13 protein-coding genes are annotated in these 15,476 nt (G+C 68.6%); 2 read left to right on the forward strand and 11 right to left on the reverse strand.

Going from position 1 to position 15,476, the window contains the following annotated elements; translation table 11 throughout:
* Window positions 1-43: 43 nt before the first annotated feature.
* From IT182_13360 to IT182_13370, 3 genes are all read right to left on the reverse strand, one after another.
* Window positions 44-1,534, reverse strand: coding sequence for a DUF1080 domain-containing protein (locus IT182_13360; GenBank protein MCC6164331.1), 1,491 nt, complete (start codon window positions 1,532-1,534; stop codon window positions 44-46).
* Entirely contained in the window at window positions 1,531-2,868 is a 1,338-nt protein-coding gene (locus tag IT182_13365) for a Gfo/Idh/MocA family oxidoreductase (protein MCC6164332.1), read from the reverse strand. Before IT182_13365 ends, IT182_13360 begins: the two co-directional genes overlap by 4 nt.
* A gap of 529 nt (window positions 2,869-3,397) precedes the next feature.
* A complete protein-coding gene (locus IT182_13370) occupies window positions 3,398-4,744 on the reverse strand; it encodes a Gfo/Idh/MocA family oxidoreductase (GenBank protein ID MCC6164333.1) in 1,347 nt (448 codons plus the stop codon).
* 212 nt (window positions 4,745-4,956) lie between these two features.
* Here IT182_13370 and IT182_13375 point away from each other — a divergent pair, with 212 nt between their 5' ends.
* Window positions 4,957-5,904 (forward strand): type I pantothenate kinase, encoded by a 948-nt coding sequence (locus tag IT182_13375; GenBank protein ID MCC6164334.1) that lies wholly within the window; start codon window positions 4,957-4,959, stop codon window positions 5,902-5,904.
* A gap of 146 nt (window positions 5,905-6,050) precedes the next feature.
* Here the strand turns inward: IT182_13375 and IT182_13380 are convergent, their stop codons facing one another.
* The 8 genes from IT182_13380 to IT182_13415 form a co-directional block, all read right to left on the reverse strand.
* Window positions 6,051-6,224 carry a hypothetical protein gene (locus IT182_13380; GenBank protein ID MCC6164335.1) on the reverse strand — a complete coding sequence of 58 codons (174 nt, stop codon included), beginning with the start codon at window positions 6,222-6,224 and terminating at the stop codon, window positions 6,051-6,053.
* A 2-nt stretch (window positions 6,225-6,226) separates the two neighbouring features.
* Complete coding sequence (locus IT182_13385) at window positions 6,227-6,880, reverse strand: non-canonical purine NTP pyrophosphatase (GenBank protein MCC6164336.1); 654 nt, start codon at window positions 6,878-6,880, stop codon at window positions 6,227-6,229.
* The gene (rph, locus tag IT182_13390; protein ID MCC6164337.1) at window positions 6,877-7,626 is read right to left on the reverse strand and encodes a ribonuclease PH; all 750 of its coding nucleotides are present in this window, start codon (window positions 7,624-7,626) and stop codon (window positions 6,877-6,879) included. Before rph ends, IT182_13385 begins: the two co-directional genes overlap by 4 nt.
* 47 nt (window positions 7,627-7,673) lie before the next feature.
* Complete coding sequence (locus IT182_13395; GenBank protein MCC6164338.1) at window positions 7,674-8,294, reverse strand: GerMN domain-containing protein; 621 nt, start codon at window positions 8,292-8,294, stop codon at window positions 7,674-7,676.
* Between the two features lies 1 nt (window position 8,295).
* Window positions 8,296-9,873: an N-acetylmuramoyl-L-alanine amidase gene (locus IT182_13400; GenBank protein MCC6164339.1), complete on the reverse strand. Its 1,578-nt coding sequence runs from the start codon at window positions 9,871-9,873 to the stop codon at window positions 8,296-8,298.
* A 30-nt stretch (window positions 9,874-9,903) separates the two neighbouring features.
* Window positions 9,904-10,713, reverse strand: a complete 810-nt coding sequence (locus tag IT182_13405) for a fumarylacetoacetate hydrolase family protein (GenBank protein ID MCC6164340.1) — start codon at window positions 10,711-10,713, stop codon at window positions 9,904-9,906.
* 81 nt (window positions 10,714-10,794) lie between these two features.
* Window positions 10,795-12,273, reverse strand: coding sequence for a rhamnulokinase (locus IT182_13410; GenBank protein ID MCC6164341.1), 1,479 nt, complete (start codon window positions 12,271-12,273; stop codon window positions 10,795-10,797).
* Window positions 12,270-13,463 (reverse strand): sugar isomerase, encoded by a 1,194-nt coding sequence (locus tag IT182_13415; GenBank protein ID MCC6164342.1) that lies wholly within the window; start codon window positions 13,461-13,463, stop codon window positions 12,270-12,272. The genes IT182_13410 and IT182_13415 overlap by 4 nt, the downstream gene beginning before the upstream one ends.
* Before the next feature lie 250 nt (window positions 13,464-13,713).
* Here IT182_13415 and IT182_13420 point away from each other — a divergent pair, with 250 nt between their 5' ends.
* Window positions 13,714-15,393 carry a nucleoside transporter gene (locus tag IT182_13420; GenBank protein MCC6164343.1) on the forward strand — a complete coding sequence of 560 codons (1,680 nt, stop codon included), beginning with the start codon at window positions 13,714-13,716 and terminating at the stop codon, window positions 15,391-15,393.
* The last annotated feature ends 83 nt before the right edge of the window (window positions 15,394-15,476 follow it).

Here is a 15,476-nt window from a genome sequence, read left to right on the forward strand (position 1 = left end):
AGGACGGGTGGGGCTGTCCGGCGACAGGACCCGCGCGCTGGTCCTACCGGATGTCCCGTACTTTCAGGTTCCTGAACCACACCACCGTGTCGTGATCCTGCAGGAGGAGCGGCGTGCGGATCTTGTCCGCGTACCCCTTCACATCCCTGAACTTGCTCGTCGCGATGCCATGCGCGGCGGCCGGACTGGTGATGTCGTAGGCGAGGACGCGCGCGCCGTTCAGCCAGTGCTCGACGGACGTGCCGCGCACGACGAGACGTGACGTGTTCCAGTCGCCGGTGGGGCGTGCCGCGACGGTCGTGGGTGGGATGACGTCGTACCACGCACCGGTCTTCTGGCGATCGGTCAGCGCGATCGCCGTGTAGTTCTCATCGTCGATGGTCTGGTACTCGTGGCCGATCGCGCCACCGCCGTTGCCACGCGCCTCGTCCACGAAGTACTTCACGCCGCTGTTGCCCTGGAACGAAAGCCGCCAGTCCCACTGGAACTCGAAGTCGCCGAACGCGCGCGTGGTGATGATGTCGCCGCCCTTGCGTCCGAGCCCTTTGAGCGTGCCATGCTCGACGGTCCATCCGGCGGCGGGGAAGCCGGCCTTCGCGAACCCCTTCCATCCATTCGTGGTCGTGCCATCGAACAGGAGTTCCCAACCGGCGGCGCGCTCCTGTTCGGTGAGGACGTTCTGCGGAGCGGCGTTCGACGCGCGCTCGTCGAGCTGCGCCGCGATGCGACGCCACGTGGCGATGTTGGCGGCCAGGTTCGTGTACGGATCGCCGGGCACGTTGTAGGCCTGCAGGCCGATCGGTCCGGAGTATCCCGCCGCGCGAAGCCGCTGCAGGTAGTCGACCATGTCGAAGTCGCCCTGATCGAGCCGCGCCACCCACGTGCGGCTCGGCGAATCGATGCCATTGATGCTCACGCGCGTGGACACGGGTGCCACGGCCTTCAGTGTTGCGTCGAGGCGATCCCCCACGCCGCTCATGTACTCGTGACACAGGTTGATCGTGGCGCCCACGTTGGCTCGCTTCGCCTTGGCGACGATGCGGGCAGAGTCGACGCCGTGCTCGACGTAGAAGCCTGCGTGGCCGTAGAGCGCGACCTTCACGCCGTACTTGCGCGCGATGTCGGCCACCTTGCGCACGTTGGCCACGGCGCGCGCGTCGTTGTCGCCCGTGGTCTTCGTTTCGCGGATGGTGATCCACACCACTGTGTCGGTACCCGCCAGCATGCGGATCGCCTCGGCCAGCCGCGGGTCGAATGGCTCGGGCCTGTCGATGTACGTGTACACGTAGAGGCCGTAGATCTTCAGGTCCACTGCGCCGAACGCCTTCTGCCAGCGCGCGAGATCCTCGGGGTTCGTGTAGTTGTAGCTGATGCCGTCGTAACCGAGTTCCTTCAGCACCGACGCCTGTTGTTCTGGCGTCCACGACCCGCGGCCCACACCGTTGTCGAAGACGTAGAACTCGGGACGTGCGTCGGCCGCCGCCGGCAGCAGCGCAAGGAGACAGGCGAGACACGCAGCGCGCCAGGCGTTCATGCCACCCCCCACGGTGCGCGACCGGCCGGCGCCACGAGGTGCCTGTTGGCCTCCTCGTCATCAGGAAAGCGTTCGCTGACGGGATCCCAGCGCAGCGCCTTGCCCTGGCGCTTCGCGCCGATGTGCGCAAGGTGGCAGATCGAGATCGTGCGTTGGCCTACTTCGGCGTCCTCCATGGTGTTGCCCCGGCTGCGCACCGCGTCGATGAAGTCCACGCGTTCGCTGCGGAGCGGGAAGCGCACGGCGTCTGGACCGAGTGTCGACGACAGGATCGACGGCGTGCTGGCTTCGAGGAACTCGGGGTGCGCGGCCGACTTCGAGTAGTTCACCTGCACCCAGCCCTCGTCGCCTTCGAAGCGGATCTGCGGCTGATCCATCGTGTAGAACATCTCGACGCCGTTGGCGAACCTGAAGCGCGCGTCGAACGTCTCCAGCACGTCCCACACGGGGTCGTCGTGGTACTTGCCTGTCGCCTGCACTTCGATCGGGCCGGTGCGCTCCGTCCCGTTGGCCCATTGGCAGATGTCCACCAGGTGCGCGCCCCAGTTGGTGAGCATGCCGTCGGCGTACATCGTGCTGCGGAACCAGCCGGGGCGTCCCTTCAGATCGCGCGGGTTGTGGACGCGCTTCTGCATGTAGGGGACCTTCGGCGCGGGCCCGAGCCACATGTCGTAGTCGAGGCCGGCTGGCACGGGCGCTTCGATCGCCGGTTCCGCCGGGAACTCCTCGCGGGGCGACGACACCCGGATCGTCTTCAGCGTGCCGATGCGTCCGTTGCGCACGAGTTCGACGGCGCGATGGAAGCGTTCGAGCGAGCGGAACTCGCTGTCCACGCGGAACACGCGCTTGTGCTTTGCGACGGTGTCGACGAGCAGGCGTCCCTCGTTGATGTAGCGCGTGATGGGTTTCTCGAGCGACACGTCCTTGCCCGCGCGCAGTGCCAGCAGCGCCATCGGCACGTGCCAGTGATCGGGCGTGCCGATCATCACCGCGTCGACGTCGGTGCGGGCGAGCACGTCACGGAAGTCGCGATACGTGGCGCAGCCCGCGTACGTGCCAGACGATGACTGCTTCGCGTGGATCGATTCGACGAGCGCCCTGGCCTGCTGCACGCGCCAGTCGTCCACGTCGCACACGGCCACCACCTGCACGCCGGGCACGGCCATGAACTCCGGGATGTTGAGGCCCTGGCTCTGCCTCCCAGTCCCGATGAACGCCATCGTCACGCGATTGGACGGCGCCTGCGCGCCGAAAAGACGCGAAGGGAGAATCGTCGGCCCGACGATGCCGGCCGCCGCCAGTCCGGCAGACTGCAGGAATGCTCTGCGTTGCATGGTGCCTCAGCCTACTACACGAGCCTTGGCTGAGGGCGCGGGTCCTGTCGCCGGCCAGCCCCAGTTGTCCGGTGATGCCGTGGCCCGCAAGGACCGTGGCACTAGCCCTGACCGCCGCCTGGCCCCCGCCCGCCGCGCGGCGAGAACGGATCCCCTGGAGTCTCTCCGCGCAGAGTAGAGGAAGGTAGCCGTCGGATTTCCCGCTTCCGCCGGGCTGCGGCGCGGCAGGCTATCCGGCGGTCGGCGGTTACTGATCGTCTCCTGCAGACGAATCGGAGCAAGCCTGTCTGCGACTCGCGCACGCGACGATCTCCGAGAGGGTCGCGCCCATCTACACCGTGCGTGACCGGCAGCCTGTCTCGCGCACGCTCGCGAGAGGGCGCGGGTCGTGCCGTCAGCGCCTGGCGTGCCTGGAGACGCTCGCGCGTGCCAGAGGCGACGGCGGATTGTTCGACAGTCGAGACGATGTGTTCGAGCAACTGGGATCGTTCGAATTTTCGCTGTCCTTATCCTTTACCCACTTCCCTTTTCACTTTTCCGCAGGCTTCCATCCCTGTTCGTACTCGCGGCCCCACAGCTGCATCGCGGCATCGTCGTTCGCGATGCGGCCGGTGGTGGGGTCGCAGGTGAGGGCGCGGCCGGTCTTCCAGGCGATGTTGCCGAGGTGCGCCATCATCGTGCTCACGTGGCCGCCGTCGATGGGCGTGGCGAGCGTGGCGGTGCCGCGGATGCCGTCGCGGAAATTCGCGGTGTGCAGCGCGTCGAGGCGCACGGCGGGGCCGACGGTGCTCGTCACGGCACCCGGGTCGGTCTTCACTTCCTCGACCTGCGCGCCCTGGATGTCGTAGACCGTGTAGCCGTCGCCGTCGATGAGGAGCGAGCCGTTCTCGCCGTGGAACGTGACGCCCACCGCGCGCCCCTGCGGCTTCCACGCGTTGGCGCTCATCGATTCCCACGTGATCATCCGCCGCTCGGGATACTCGAGCGTGATCATCTGCGTGTCGGGGAACTCCCAGTCATCGGCGTAGCGATAGCGTCCGCCGGCCGACGTCACGCGCGTCGGGTGTTCGAGCTGCAGTCCCCAGCGTGCGAGGTCGAACATGTGCGTGCCGTTGTTGGCCGATTCGCCCGTGCCCCAGTGCCAGCGCCAGTGCCACTCGTAGTGCACGACGTTGTCGAGATACGGCCGGCGCGGCGCGGGGCCCTGCCAGAGGTCGTAGTCCAGCCACTCGGGGACAGGCCCGGGCTTGCCGGTTCCGATCGACGGGCGATTGGCGGAGTACCACGTGCGCGCGGTGTACACGCGGCCGATGCGTCCGCCGTGGACCAGTTCGATCGCGCGCTTGACGTTCGGCCACGAGCGGCGCTGGTTGCCCATCTGGACCACCTTGCCCGTGCGCTTCTGCGCGGCGACGAGCCATTCGCCTTCGAGCGGATTGTGGCTGCACGGCTTCTCGACGTAGACGTGCTTGCCCGCGTTCAGCGCCATGATGGCCGCCGGCGCATGCCAGTGATCCGGCGCGGCGATGACGAGCGCATCGACGTCGGGCATGTCCAGCACCTTGCGCACGTCCGCACTCGTCTTCGGCGTGCCGCCGCCGGCCTCGGCAATCATCGCCGCCACGCGCGCCGACGCGCGCGAGTCCACGTCGCAGATCGCGGTGATGGCGGTGCCCGGCGTGTTCAGGAACGCGCGCGCGAGCTGGCCGCCGCGGCTGTTGACGCCCATGATGGCCACGCGGACGCGGTCCGACGGAGCCCCGCCCTGCACGCGAATCGCTGGCGCGGCGGAGACGACGGCTGGAGCGGCGAGCCCCGCGCCGAGCGTGGCGGAGGCAGTCTTCAGGAACGAACGACGATCGACGGAATGGGCCATGGCGCCAATACGATACCTCGTCACGACTCCGGCAACCGGCAACGGGCAAGCCGGCAACCGGATCGAGTGGTTCTGACCGCCGGATGAAATCCGGCGGCTACGCGGCGCCGTGCTCGCGGCGCTATCGCTGTTCGACTGCCCGGCAATGGCCGATCGGTTGCCCGTTGCCGGTTGCCGGTTGCCGCCGATGTCTGACATCCTGTGCACACCGCATGACGACAGCCGCCACCGCGCTCTCGCGGTTCATCACCTTCGACCGCGCGGCGTGGGCGCACTTGCGCGACAGCACGCCGCTCACGCTCTCCGAGGCGGATCTGAGTGCGCTGCGCGGCGTCAACGACGCGCTCTCGCTCGACGAGGTCGTGCAGATTTACCTGCCGCTGTCGCGACTGCTGAACCTGTACGTGCACGCATCGCAGGGGCTCTACCGCACCACGCAGACCTTCCTCGGCAACAACGGCCATCAGGTGCCGTTCATCATCGGGCTGGCCGGAAGCGTGGCCGTCGGCAAGAGCACCACCGCGCGCATCCTCCAGGCGCTGCTCTCGCGCTGGCCGAATCACCCGTCGGTTGATCTCGTGACGACCGACGGGTTCCTCTTCCCGAATGCGGTGCTCGAAAGCCGCGGCCTGATGAAGCGCAAAGGGTTCCCGGAGAGCTACGACAGGGCGCGCCTCGTGCGCTTCCTCGCCGACGTGAAGGGCGGCGTCCCGGAGGTCCACGCGCCCGTCTACTCACACCAGCGCTACGACATCGTGCCCGGCGCCGTGCAGACGGTGCGACAGCCGGACGTCGTCATCGTCGAAGGGCTGAACGTGCTGCAGGCGCCGCCGGATCAGCGCGACACCGATCACCTGTTCGCGTCGGACTTCTTCGACTTCTCGATCTACGTCGACGCGCAGGAGCGCGACATCGAGCAGTGGTACGTCGCGCGCTTCCTGCGTCTCGTCGAGACGGTGTTCCAGGATGCCGACTCGTACTTTCACAGGTACGCGTCGCTCGACGAACGCGAGGCGCGCGAGACGGCCGCGCACATCTGGACCGAGATCAACGCCCCCAACCTGCGCGAGAACATCCAGCCCACGCGCATGCGAGCCCACCTGATCCTGACGAAGGGCCCGCACCACACCGTCGAACGCGTCCAGCTCAGGCGCGTCTGAGCGCGATCCGATCCACGGTGGATCGGGCACCCACAAAGGCGTGCCCCTACAACCGTTGGCCGCGCCGTGGCCTTGGTGGCCGCTGCCGGTGCCCGCCGTCGTTCGGCGTGACCGACGCTCGACGTTGTCCCGGTTGCCGGACCCCGTCACCTCTGCTTGCGCGGGTCGTCGGGGGGAGGCGGTGTGCGGAGGGCGAACACGATCGCGATGATGGCCATGGCGACGAGCGGGTACTGGAGGATCGTGGCGCCGAACAGGCCGGCGTAGATCGAGCCGAAGGCCGTGAAGAGCGCGAGGCCGAACCAGAGTGAGCGGGCCATGATTAGGCGCGGGTCGGGTCCAGAGGACCCACCCTACCTTCGGTCGGGCCGACCCTGCCAACGTTGTCACGGATCCAGTCGTGCATCAGGCGTGCGGCGTGGCCGCGGTGGCTGACCGCCGACTTCTCGTCCTGCGTCATCTCCGCGAACGTGCGGCCGAGCGGCGGATAGTACAGCACCGGGTCGTAGCCGAAGCCGTTGGTGCCGCGTGGCTCTGGCGCGATCTCGCCAGCCACCTCTCCCTCCGACACATGGAGGATGGCGCCGTCGGCCTGCGCGAGCGCCATCACGGACACGAATCGCGCCGGCGATACACGACTCCCCAGCGCGTCGAGTTGCTCGTACACCCACGCATTCCGTTCCGCATCGTCGCGCCCGGGCACGCGGGCGGACCGCACGCCCGGCGCGCCGTCGAGCGCCGCCACCTCGAAGCCAGAATCCTCGGCCAGGCACGGCAGGCCCGATTCAGTTGCGTAAGCCGACGCTTTCAACATCGCGTTGTCGCGGCAGGTGTCGCCCGCTTCCTCCGGCGGTGCGATGGGCGTATCGAGGTCCGCGAGCGACACCAGCGTGAACGGCAGGTCCGCGCACAGGACCACGAGCTCGCGCATCTTGCCCGGGTTGCTCGTGGCAACGAGCAGGCGCGGCGCGCTCATGCGCGGCCGGGCACCGCGATGCCGAGCAGATCGCCGACGATCGCCGCCTGCTTCACGATCAGTTCATCGATGCCCTTGCTGCCGAGATCGAGCAACTGGTCCAGTACCGCGCGCGGGAACGGCTCGCGCTCGGCGGTGCCCTGGACTTCGATGAAGCGCCCGTCGCCGGTGCGGATCACGTTCATGTCGACGTCCGCGTTCGAGTCCTCGTCATACGCGAGGTCGAGCATCGGCACGCCGCCGATCACGCCAACGCTCGTCGCGGCGAGGTAGTCCTTCACGGGGATCGCCTTGATCTGCCTGGCCTCGACCATGTGGTGCATCGCGAGCGCCATCGCCACGAAGCCGCCCGTGATGGCGGCCGTGCGCGTGCCGCCATCGGCCTGGATCACGTCGCAGTCGATCCAGATCGTGCGCTCGCCGAGACGCGTCATGTCGACGACCGATCGCAGCGACCGCCCGATCAGGCGCTGGATCTCCTGCGTGCGTCCGCCGACCTTGCCGGCCGTCGACTCGCGTTGCACGCGCGTGGTGGTGGCGCGCGGCAGCATGCCGTATTCGGCGGTGACCCACCCCTTGCCGCTGTTGCGCATGAACGGCGGCACGCGGTCCTCGACGCTCGCCGTGCAGATGACGCGCGTCCGTCCTGTCTCGACCAGGCACGACCCTTCGGCGTGCAGCGAGATGTGCGGGGTGATGGTGCAGGGGCGGAGGGCGTCGTTGGCGCGGCCGTCGGAGCGTGGCATATCCGACACAGTCTACAGTGCCGTCATGTCGCGCGCCCGCCCTGCGCTTACGGCTGTGGCGGCGATGCCGACGGTGTCGTCGCGTCCGGAACGTCGGGTGCCGTCACCCAGCGAAGGTTCTTCGTCAGCGGATGCCGCAGGTCGACGTGGCCGGCGAGCGTGTCCATCTCCTGTCCGTCGACGAGGATCTGCACGCCCTTGATGGCAGGCAGGTTGACGGTGATGGCATCGACGATCGCGTATACGGCGAAGAGCTCATCGAGGCTGCCGCCGCGATGGTTGGCGACGGCTTCCTTGGACAGGTCCACGAACGCGGTGCCGTCTTCCGATACGAAGACCTGCCGCACGCTGGTGCCTTCGGCGATCGCCTGCGCGAGCGGCTCCGGCGCGGGCTGGAGCTGGGCTTCGACGAGCTCGCGCGCCTGGTCGGCTGGCGTGGCACCGTACGGGACGTCGGCATCGACGGCCGTCAGGCGCAACCCGTCCTCCGCCACGTAGAACAGGCTCGCGCGAATGCGTCCGGAGGCCTCCGCGCCATCGTCGGCATCGCCGAGAGGGACGTCGACCGTGGCCGGCTCGAACCAGCGCGGCACCACGACGAACGCCGCGACTCCTATGACCAGCGCGGTCAGGACGCCGAGGAGCGCGACGATGACGGGACGACGCATGTCAGCGTGGGTCCTGCTGCTGCGTGGCTGGGGCGGTCGAGCCGCTGACGCGATCGCTGCCCGCCTTGAAGCGCACCACCGCCGCGAGGAGCGCTTCGACGATCTGCGACTGATGGTCCGGCGCGTTGAGGCGCTTCTCCTCGGTGGGATTGGTGATGAAGCCCGTCTCGACGAGCACGGCCGGCATGTTCGCGCCCACGAGCACGCGGAACGGTGCCTGCTGGATCGCACGCGGCGACATCGGCAGCCGCTGGCGCATCTCCGCTTCCATCAGTCGCGCGATGCGCGCCGACTCGTTGAGATGCTGGGCCTGCGCCATCTCCCACAGAATCAGCTCGACGCTCCGTTGTCCGCCGCCGACCGTCGGCAGGAGCGCGCCTGGTTCGGCAGCGTTCGCGCGGGCCGCGTTACCGTACTCGCCGAGCGTGACGTAGAACACCTCGGCGCCCGCCACCGACGATCGCACCGACGCGTTCGCGTGGATGCTGATGAACAGGTCGGCCTTGTTGTTGTTGGCGAACGCCGCGCGCGTGTCGAGCGCCACCGTCTCGTCCGCGCTCCGTGTCAGGAGGACGCGGATGCCGAGACGGGCTTCGATGGCGGCCTTGAGTTGCCGCGCGATCGAGAGCACGACGTTCTTCTCGAGCGTGCCCGACGGGCCTCGCGCGCCCTGTTCCGTGCCGCCGTGTCCCGGGTCGATCACGACGGTGCGCACGCCGCCGACGTCGATCGTCGGCGTGATCACGTCGACGGGTGCCGACGGGAGCGCCTCGCCGCCTGCCGTGTCCGTCGGATCCGGCGCGGCAGGCGCGGGCAGCGCCGTCAGCAGATCCAGCGTCACGCGAAGCCGGTCGCCATCGTGCTGTTCACTCGCGCGATAGCTCGCAAAGGCGGCGCCGAGCGTGATCTCCACCGACGAGGGCGGCACCACGCGTACCGCCGTGAGCACCTGGGAGGTCGCGACGGCGGAGACATCGGCGTCGAGCGCGTCGGCAGCCAATCGTACGAGCAGTCGACCGCTCTCGCTGACCACCGTCTGCTGCACGGCAGGCGAGACGGTGAGCACGATCCGCGTGCCGTTGCCGAGTGGCTCGCTCGTCGCGGTCACGGCAGGCACGCTGGGCGAGCCGACGACGATGAGCGAAGAGCGACGACGGACGTCGATACGTGGCGACGCACCTGGGGCCAGTGCGCGTTCGATCACTTCCACGGGCAGAAGCCAAGTCGCGCCCTGTCTGGACGGCGGTCCAGGCAGGCTCACCACGCGACCGTCGACGGAGGCCAGGCCCTGCGTGAGCGACACCACGATGGACTTCTCGCCCATCGTGATGACGAGGCCGCCGGCGCGGTCCTCGCGCAGCACGAGGCCGAACAGGCCGCTGAGATCTGCGGCGCTGACGTATTCGCGCCCGTTCACGAGCCAGACGGGCAGCGGCTGCGTGCCGGTGGTCGTGATGACGTTCCAGACGCGCCGTGTCGCGGCGGGCTGTGAGGCGGGCGTTTGCGCGCCGGCCCCCGTCACGAGGACTGTCGCGGCCCCGACGAGCAGCACGGGCAGCCAGTGGCGGAGGCGAATCACGGCCTCAATCATAAAGGGGATATCGGCAGGCTACCCCATCGGTTCCAGCACGACAGGGTTGGTCAGCGCGCCGATCCCCTCGATTTCCACGGTGACTTGGTCGCCTGGCACGAGCCAGCGCGGCGGCGTGCGGGCCATGCCGACGCCTTCGGGCGTGCCCGTGAGAATCACGGTCCCGGGCAGGAGGGTGGTGCTGCCGCTCAGGAACGCGATGATCTCCGGGACGCTGAAGATCATGTCCGCCGTGTTGGAGTCCTGCACCAGCTCGCCGTTGAGACGTGTGGAGATGCGGAGGGCGTTGGGATCGGGGATCTCGTCGGGCGTGACGAGCGCGGGACCGAGCGGCGCGAAGGTGTCGAACGTCTTGCCCCGGCTCCATTGACTGCCGCCGCGCTTGATCTGCCAGTCGCGCGCGCTCACGTCGTTGGCGCATGTATAGCCGAGCACGTAATCGAGCGCGTGCTCCGGCTTGACGTTCTTGCAGGCCCGTCCGATGACGACGGCCAGTTCGCACTCGTAGTCGACCTGCTCGCTCGCGAGATGGTGCGGGAGCTCGATCGGTCCGCCGGGGTGCTGCACGGTGTTCGGTCCCTTGGCGAAGACCACGGGCTGCTCGGGGATCTTCGCGCCCGTCTCTTCAGCGTGGCGACGGTAGTTCAACCCGATACACCAGATCATGGTGGGAGTGACGGGAGCGAGCACCTGTTTGACGGGTACGTGTGACTGCGTCGCCTTGAAGCCGTCGGAAGGATTGCCGGTGAGCGCGTGATAGCTGCCCATCTCGCCATGGGTCGCGAAGACCGTCAGGCCGTGCTCCGTGAGACACCGCATGATGCGCATGACACGACATCATATCCGGGCACCCGCCTTCGCGCCTTCGGCGCTACGGCGCGGCAGGCCCTCGTCATCCGGCATTCGGCATCATCGCAGCGTGGCGAAGCGCCCGGACGCCGTGTCCCAGGGCTGGCGACTGCGGGGGGCGAACACCTCGGGCGGGCAGGCGGTGGCGATGAGGGCGCGGCCTTCGGCCAGCGAGCGCACGGCACCGAGCGCCACCAGTTGCACCACCACGTTGCCGAGCGCCGTGGCTTCCACGGGACCCGCGAGCACGCGGCATCCCGTGGCGTCGGCCGTCGCCTGATTGAGCAGCCGATTGCGAGAGCCGCCGCCGATCACGCGGATCGTGTGGACCCGCGTGCCGGTCACCGCCTCGAGCGCTTCCAATCCGCGTCGATACGCGAGCGCAAGGCTGTCGATGACGACCCTGACGACGTCTGACGCCGACGCGGGGACGGCCTGCCCGGTCCTCGCACACCACGCCTGGACGGCTGCTGCGTCAGGCGCTCGATGAAACGCGGCATCGTCGGGATCGATGACGGCCTGACACGGTGGACGCGAAGCCGCGGCCGCAAGGAGATCCTCCATCGCGAACGCCTGCCCTTCAGCACGCCATCCGCGCAGGCAGCCTTCGAGGACCCAGAGCCCCGTGATGTTGCGGAGCAGGCGCGTGGTGCCGCCGACGCCACCCTCGTTGGTGAAGTTGTGCGCGAGCGCCGCGTCGGACACGACCGGCGACGGCATCTCCGTGCCGAGCAGCGACCACGTGCCGGAACTGATGAACGCCACGCCTGGCCCCGACGGGATCGAGGCCACCGCCGACCCCGTGTCGTGACACGCGGGCGCGATCACGGGTACACCAGACAGGATGGGTGCGCGCGTGGTACACGCGGCCAACGGCGTGCCGAGTCTCGTCCCGGGGCGCACGATGGGTGGAAGCATGTGCGTCGGGAGGTCGAGCTCGCGCAGCAGCTCGGTTGCCCACGTCCCCGTCCGCCAATCCACCATCTGCGTCGTCGAAGCATTGGTGGATTCCACGGCGCGCGATCCGCACAGCCAGTGGTGCAGCAGGTCTGGCATCGTCAGCAGCGCCGCCGCGCGATCGAGGCGATCCGGCGCGTCGCGTCGTTCGGCGACGAGCTGATACAGCGTGTTGAACGGCAGGAACTGGATGCCGGTGCGGTCGTAGAGCGTACCGCGTCCGATGCGCGCGATGACCGCGTCCATCACGCCGTCGGTTCGCGCGTCCCTGTAGTGCCAGGGCAGTCCGAGCAATCTGTCGTCGGCGTCGAGGAGCGCGTAGTCCACGCCCCACGTGTCGATGCCCAGGCTGGCGAGCGGCTGGCCGGCCGAGGCGCGCTCGAAGCCGGCCAGGACCTCGTCGAACAGGCGCGGCGCGTCCCAGTGCAGGCCGCCGCGGTCGTCGCGTGCCGTGGGAGTGGGGAAGCGATGCGCTTCGGCGAGCGTCAGCGTGCCCTCATCGGTGTCCACGTCGGCGCGCATCACGCGTCCGCTCGTGGCTCCGAGATCGCACGCCGCGATGCGCCACCGCGCGCTCGTCATGCGTAGGAACTTCCTGACGCGAGATTGCGCGCCCCGCGTTCCTTCGCGATCGCCTCGACGTAGCCGCTCTCGCGTAACGCGACGAACGGATCGGCGGGCAGGCCGCGTGCGGTGGCCCACGCCGTGACGAAAGGCCGCGTGTCTGTGGCGAACGCGTCCGTGAGGCAGCGCTCCGCGTCCACGAGCCGGCATGCCTGCTGGTGCGCGGCGAGGGCTTCACGGTCCACGAGCGCGGCTTTCACCCAGAGTTCCTGGGCGGTGCGCACCGTCTGGACCATCGCCTCGATCTTGCCCTTGAGGTTGTGGCTCTGGTCGACCATGTACGCGAGATCGGGCTCGCGGTCCTGCTCCCAGGCGAACTGCTGGATCTCGTTGAAGATGCGGAACACCTGGTACGGATCGATCGACCCGAGCGTCAGGTCATCGTCCGCGTAGCGGCGATCGTTGAAGTGGAAGCCGCCGAGGCGATCTTCGTCGAGCAGCCACGCGACGATCTGTTCGATGTTCTGGCCCTGGTAGTGGTGACCCGTATCCACGAGCACGGACGCCTGCGGACCTGCCTCGCGCGCGAGCACGAGCGCCATGCCCCAGTCGGCGATGTCGGTGTGGTAGAACGCCGGCTCGAACGGCTTGTATTCCACGAGCATGCGCTGGCCGGGGCCCAGGCGTTCGTGCACCATGCCGAGCGCCTCGGCGAACCAGCGCTTGCGATGGCGGATGTGTTGCGTGCCGGGGTAATTGGAGCCGTCGGCGAACCAGAGCGACAGGTCGCGCGATCCGAGCTGCCGCGCGATGTCCACGCTCTCGCGCAGGTGCGCCAGCGCCTCGGCCCTGACGGCGGCGTCGGGATTGCCGACCGACCCGTGCTTGTAGCGCTGGTCCTGGAACAGGTTCGGATTGATGGCGCCCGCGCGGATGCCGTACCGCTCTTCGAGCGCCTGCACCTGCGGGACGTCGGCGATGCCGCCAGGGAGGTCCCACAGCACGTGCAGCGCCAGCGTCGGACACGCACCCGTGAGCCGATGCACCTGCGCGGCGTCGGCGAACTTCTCCGCGAGCGTCGTCGCCGCTGCCGCCTGCAGGAATTTCCCGAACCGTGTCCCCGTGTTGGCGAAGCCCCACGAGGGCAGCTCGATGACGAGCCGATCCAGCGCGCGCCCCGCAATCTCCGCGTACGTCAGTGTGCCCATGAGGTGTCAGCAACTGTAGCGAGGTGGGAGCCCGCCGGCAACCGACTGCCGGCTGGAACAAGGCGGTGTAGCCGCCGGATTCCATCCGGCGGGCGGCGATCACTGACTGCTGGACAAGTCCGGCAGCTACAAGGTAGGGGAGTCCGGCACCTACACCGTCGTGAGGGCGGCGTCGACGTGTGGCGTGTGTCCGATTGCCCGGTTGCCGGTTGCCCATTGCCGGTTACCGGTGAGGTATACACTCCCGCGCATGCCCACACCCTCTGCGGCGGCGCACCTCGATGCGCTCTATGAGTTCGACCGCGAACCGGTGACCGACGATCGCCTCGTCGGGCCGGGGTACTTCGCCGGCTCGCTGGCGGGCGAGCACGTGGCGGCGACAGAGTTCGTCATCGGTGTGATGTTCGTCAACTGGGGCGCGAGCGTGCGCGACATGTTCCTCGGTCTGGCGATCGGTAACGCGCTGGCCGTGCTCACGTGGACGCTGTTGTGTGCACCCGTGGCCGTGCAGACGCGGCTGACGCTCTACTGGTACCTCCGCAGCATCGGCGGCCCGTGGCTCACCGTCATCTACAACGTGCTGAACGCGGTGCTTTTCTGCATCCTTGCCGGCTGCATGATCACGGTCTCGGCGTCGGCCGTGCGCATCCCCTTCGGCGTCGCGCCGCAGGTGCACTGGTATCCCACCGACGTGCGTTTCGTGCTCGTCGTATGTCTCGTCGGCGCCGTGGTGGTCGGTCTTGCGATGGCCGGCTTCAAGAAACTCGCGGCGTTCTCCAGCGTGCTGTCGCCGTGGATGTTCCTGATGTTCATCGCCGGCGCTCTCGTCGGCCTGCCGGTGCTCGCGCAACAGGCAGGGCTGCCCGGTGTCTCCAGCATCGCCGATCTCTTCACGCTGGCGGACCGCGTGGTGTGGACCGGCCGCACGCCCGACGGCAGCGCGCCCATGGGCTTCTTGAAGATCGCAGCGTTCGCGTGGATCTGCAACCTCGCGATGCACGGCGGCCTCTCGGACATGGCGTTGTTTCGCTACGCCCGCCACAGTTCCTACGGCCTCCTGACGGCGGTGGGCATGTTCCTCGGCCACTACCTCGCATGGATGTGCGCGGGGCTGATGGGGGCCGGCGCGGCATTGCTGCTGCGCGCGCCGCTCACCGGGCTCGATTCGGGTGCCGTGGCGTACGCGACGATCGGCTGGGCGGGCATCCTCGCGGTAATCGCCGCCGGCTGGACGACGGCGAACCCGACGCTGTATCGCGCGGGTCTGGCGCTGCAGGCCGTCACGCCGGACTGGTCACGCGCGCGCGTCACGCTCGTGGCCGGCATCGCCACCACCGTCATCGCATGCTTCCCGTTCGTGTTCACGCGCCTGCTGGACTTCGTGGGGCTCTACGGACTCCTGCTCGCGCCTGCCGGCGCGATCGTGCTCGCGGAGCACTGGCTGTTCCCGCGGCTCGGCCTCACGCAGTACTGGGCCACCTATCAGGGACGCCTGTTGAACTGGCCGGCGCTCGTGGCGTGGGTTGGGTCGATCGCCATCGGGTTCGTGCTCGAGCGGAGCGGCGTCCTGCACCTGTTCTACCTGTTCGTGCCCGTCTACCTGCTCACGATGGTGATGTACATGGCGCTGGCGTCGATGGCTGGCGCGCGCACGCCGGCCCCGGCAGGAGCGAGTGGCATCCCGGGTATCGAACGGCGCGGCATGCCACCTGCGTCGCCGGCGATCGCGCGCGGTGGTGCGCTGAGGATGGTCGCGGGAATCGTGGCCGTCACGGCGCTCGTCGCCTGCCTCGTGCTCCCCGCGCGCCTGCTGGGGCTCGAGCCGCAAGACGTCGTCGCCGCGCTTCCGGCCCTCCACGCCGGGTTGATTGTCGCGACGCTGGTCTACCTCGTCGCCGGCACCGTCTTCGCCGTCGGCCGATACGAGTAGGGGCTGGTGGTCAGCAGCAGGCGTAGCGCCGGATTCTATCCGGCGGATGGGCATCACTGACTGCCGGACAAAGTCCGGCAGCG

This window comes from Acidobacteriota bacterium (assembly GCA_020845575.1).
Lineage (GTDB): Bacteria > Acidobacteriota > Vicinamibacteria > Vicinamibacterales > Vicinamibacteraceae > Luteitalea.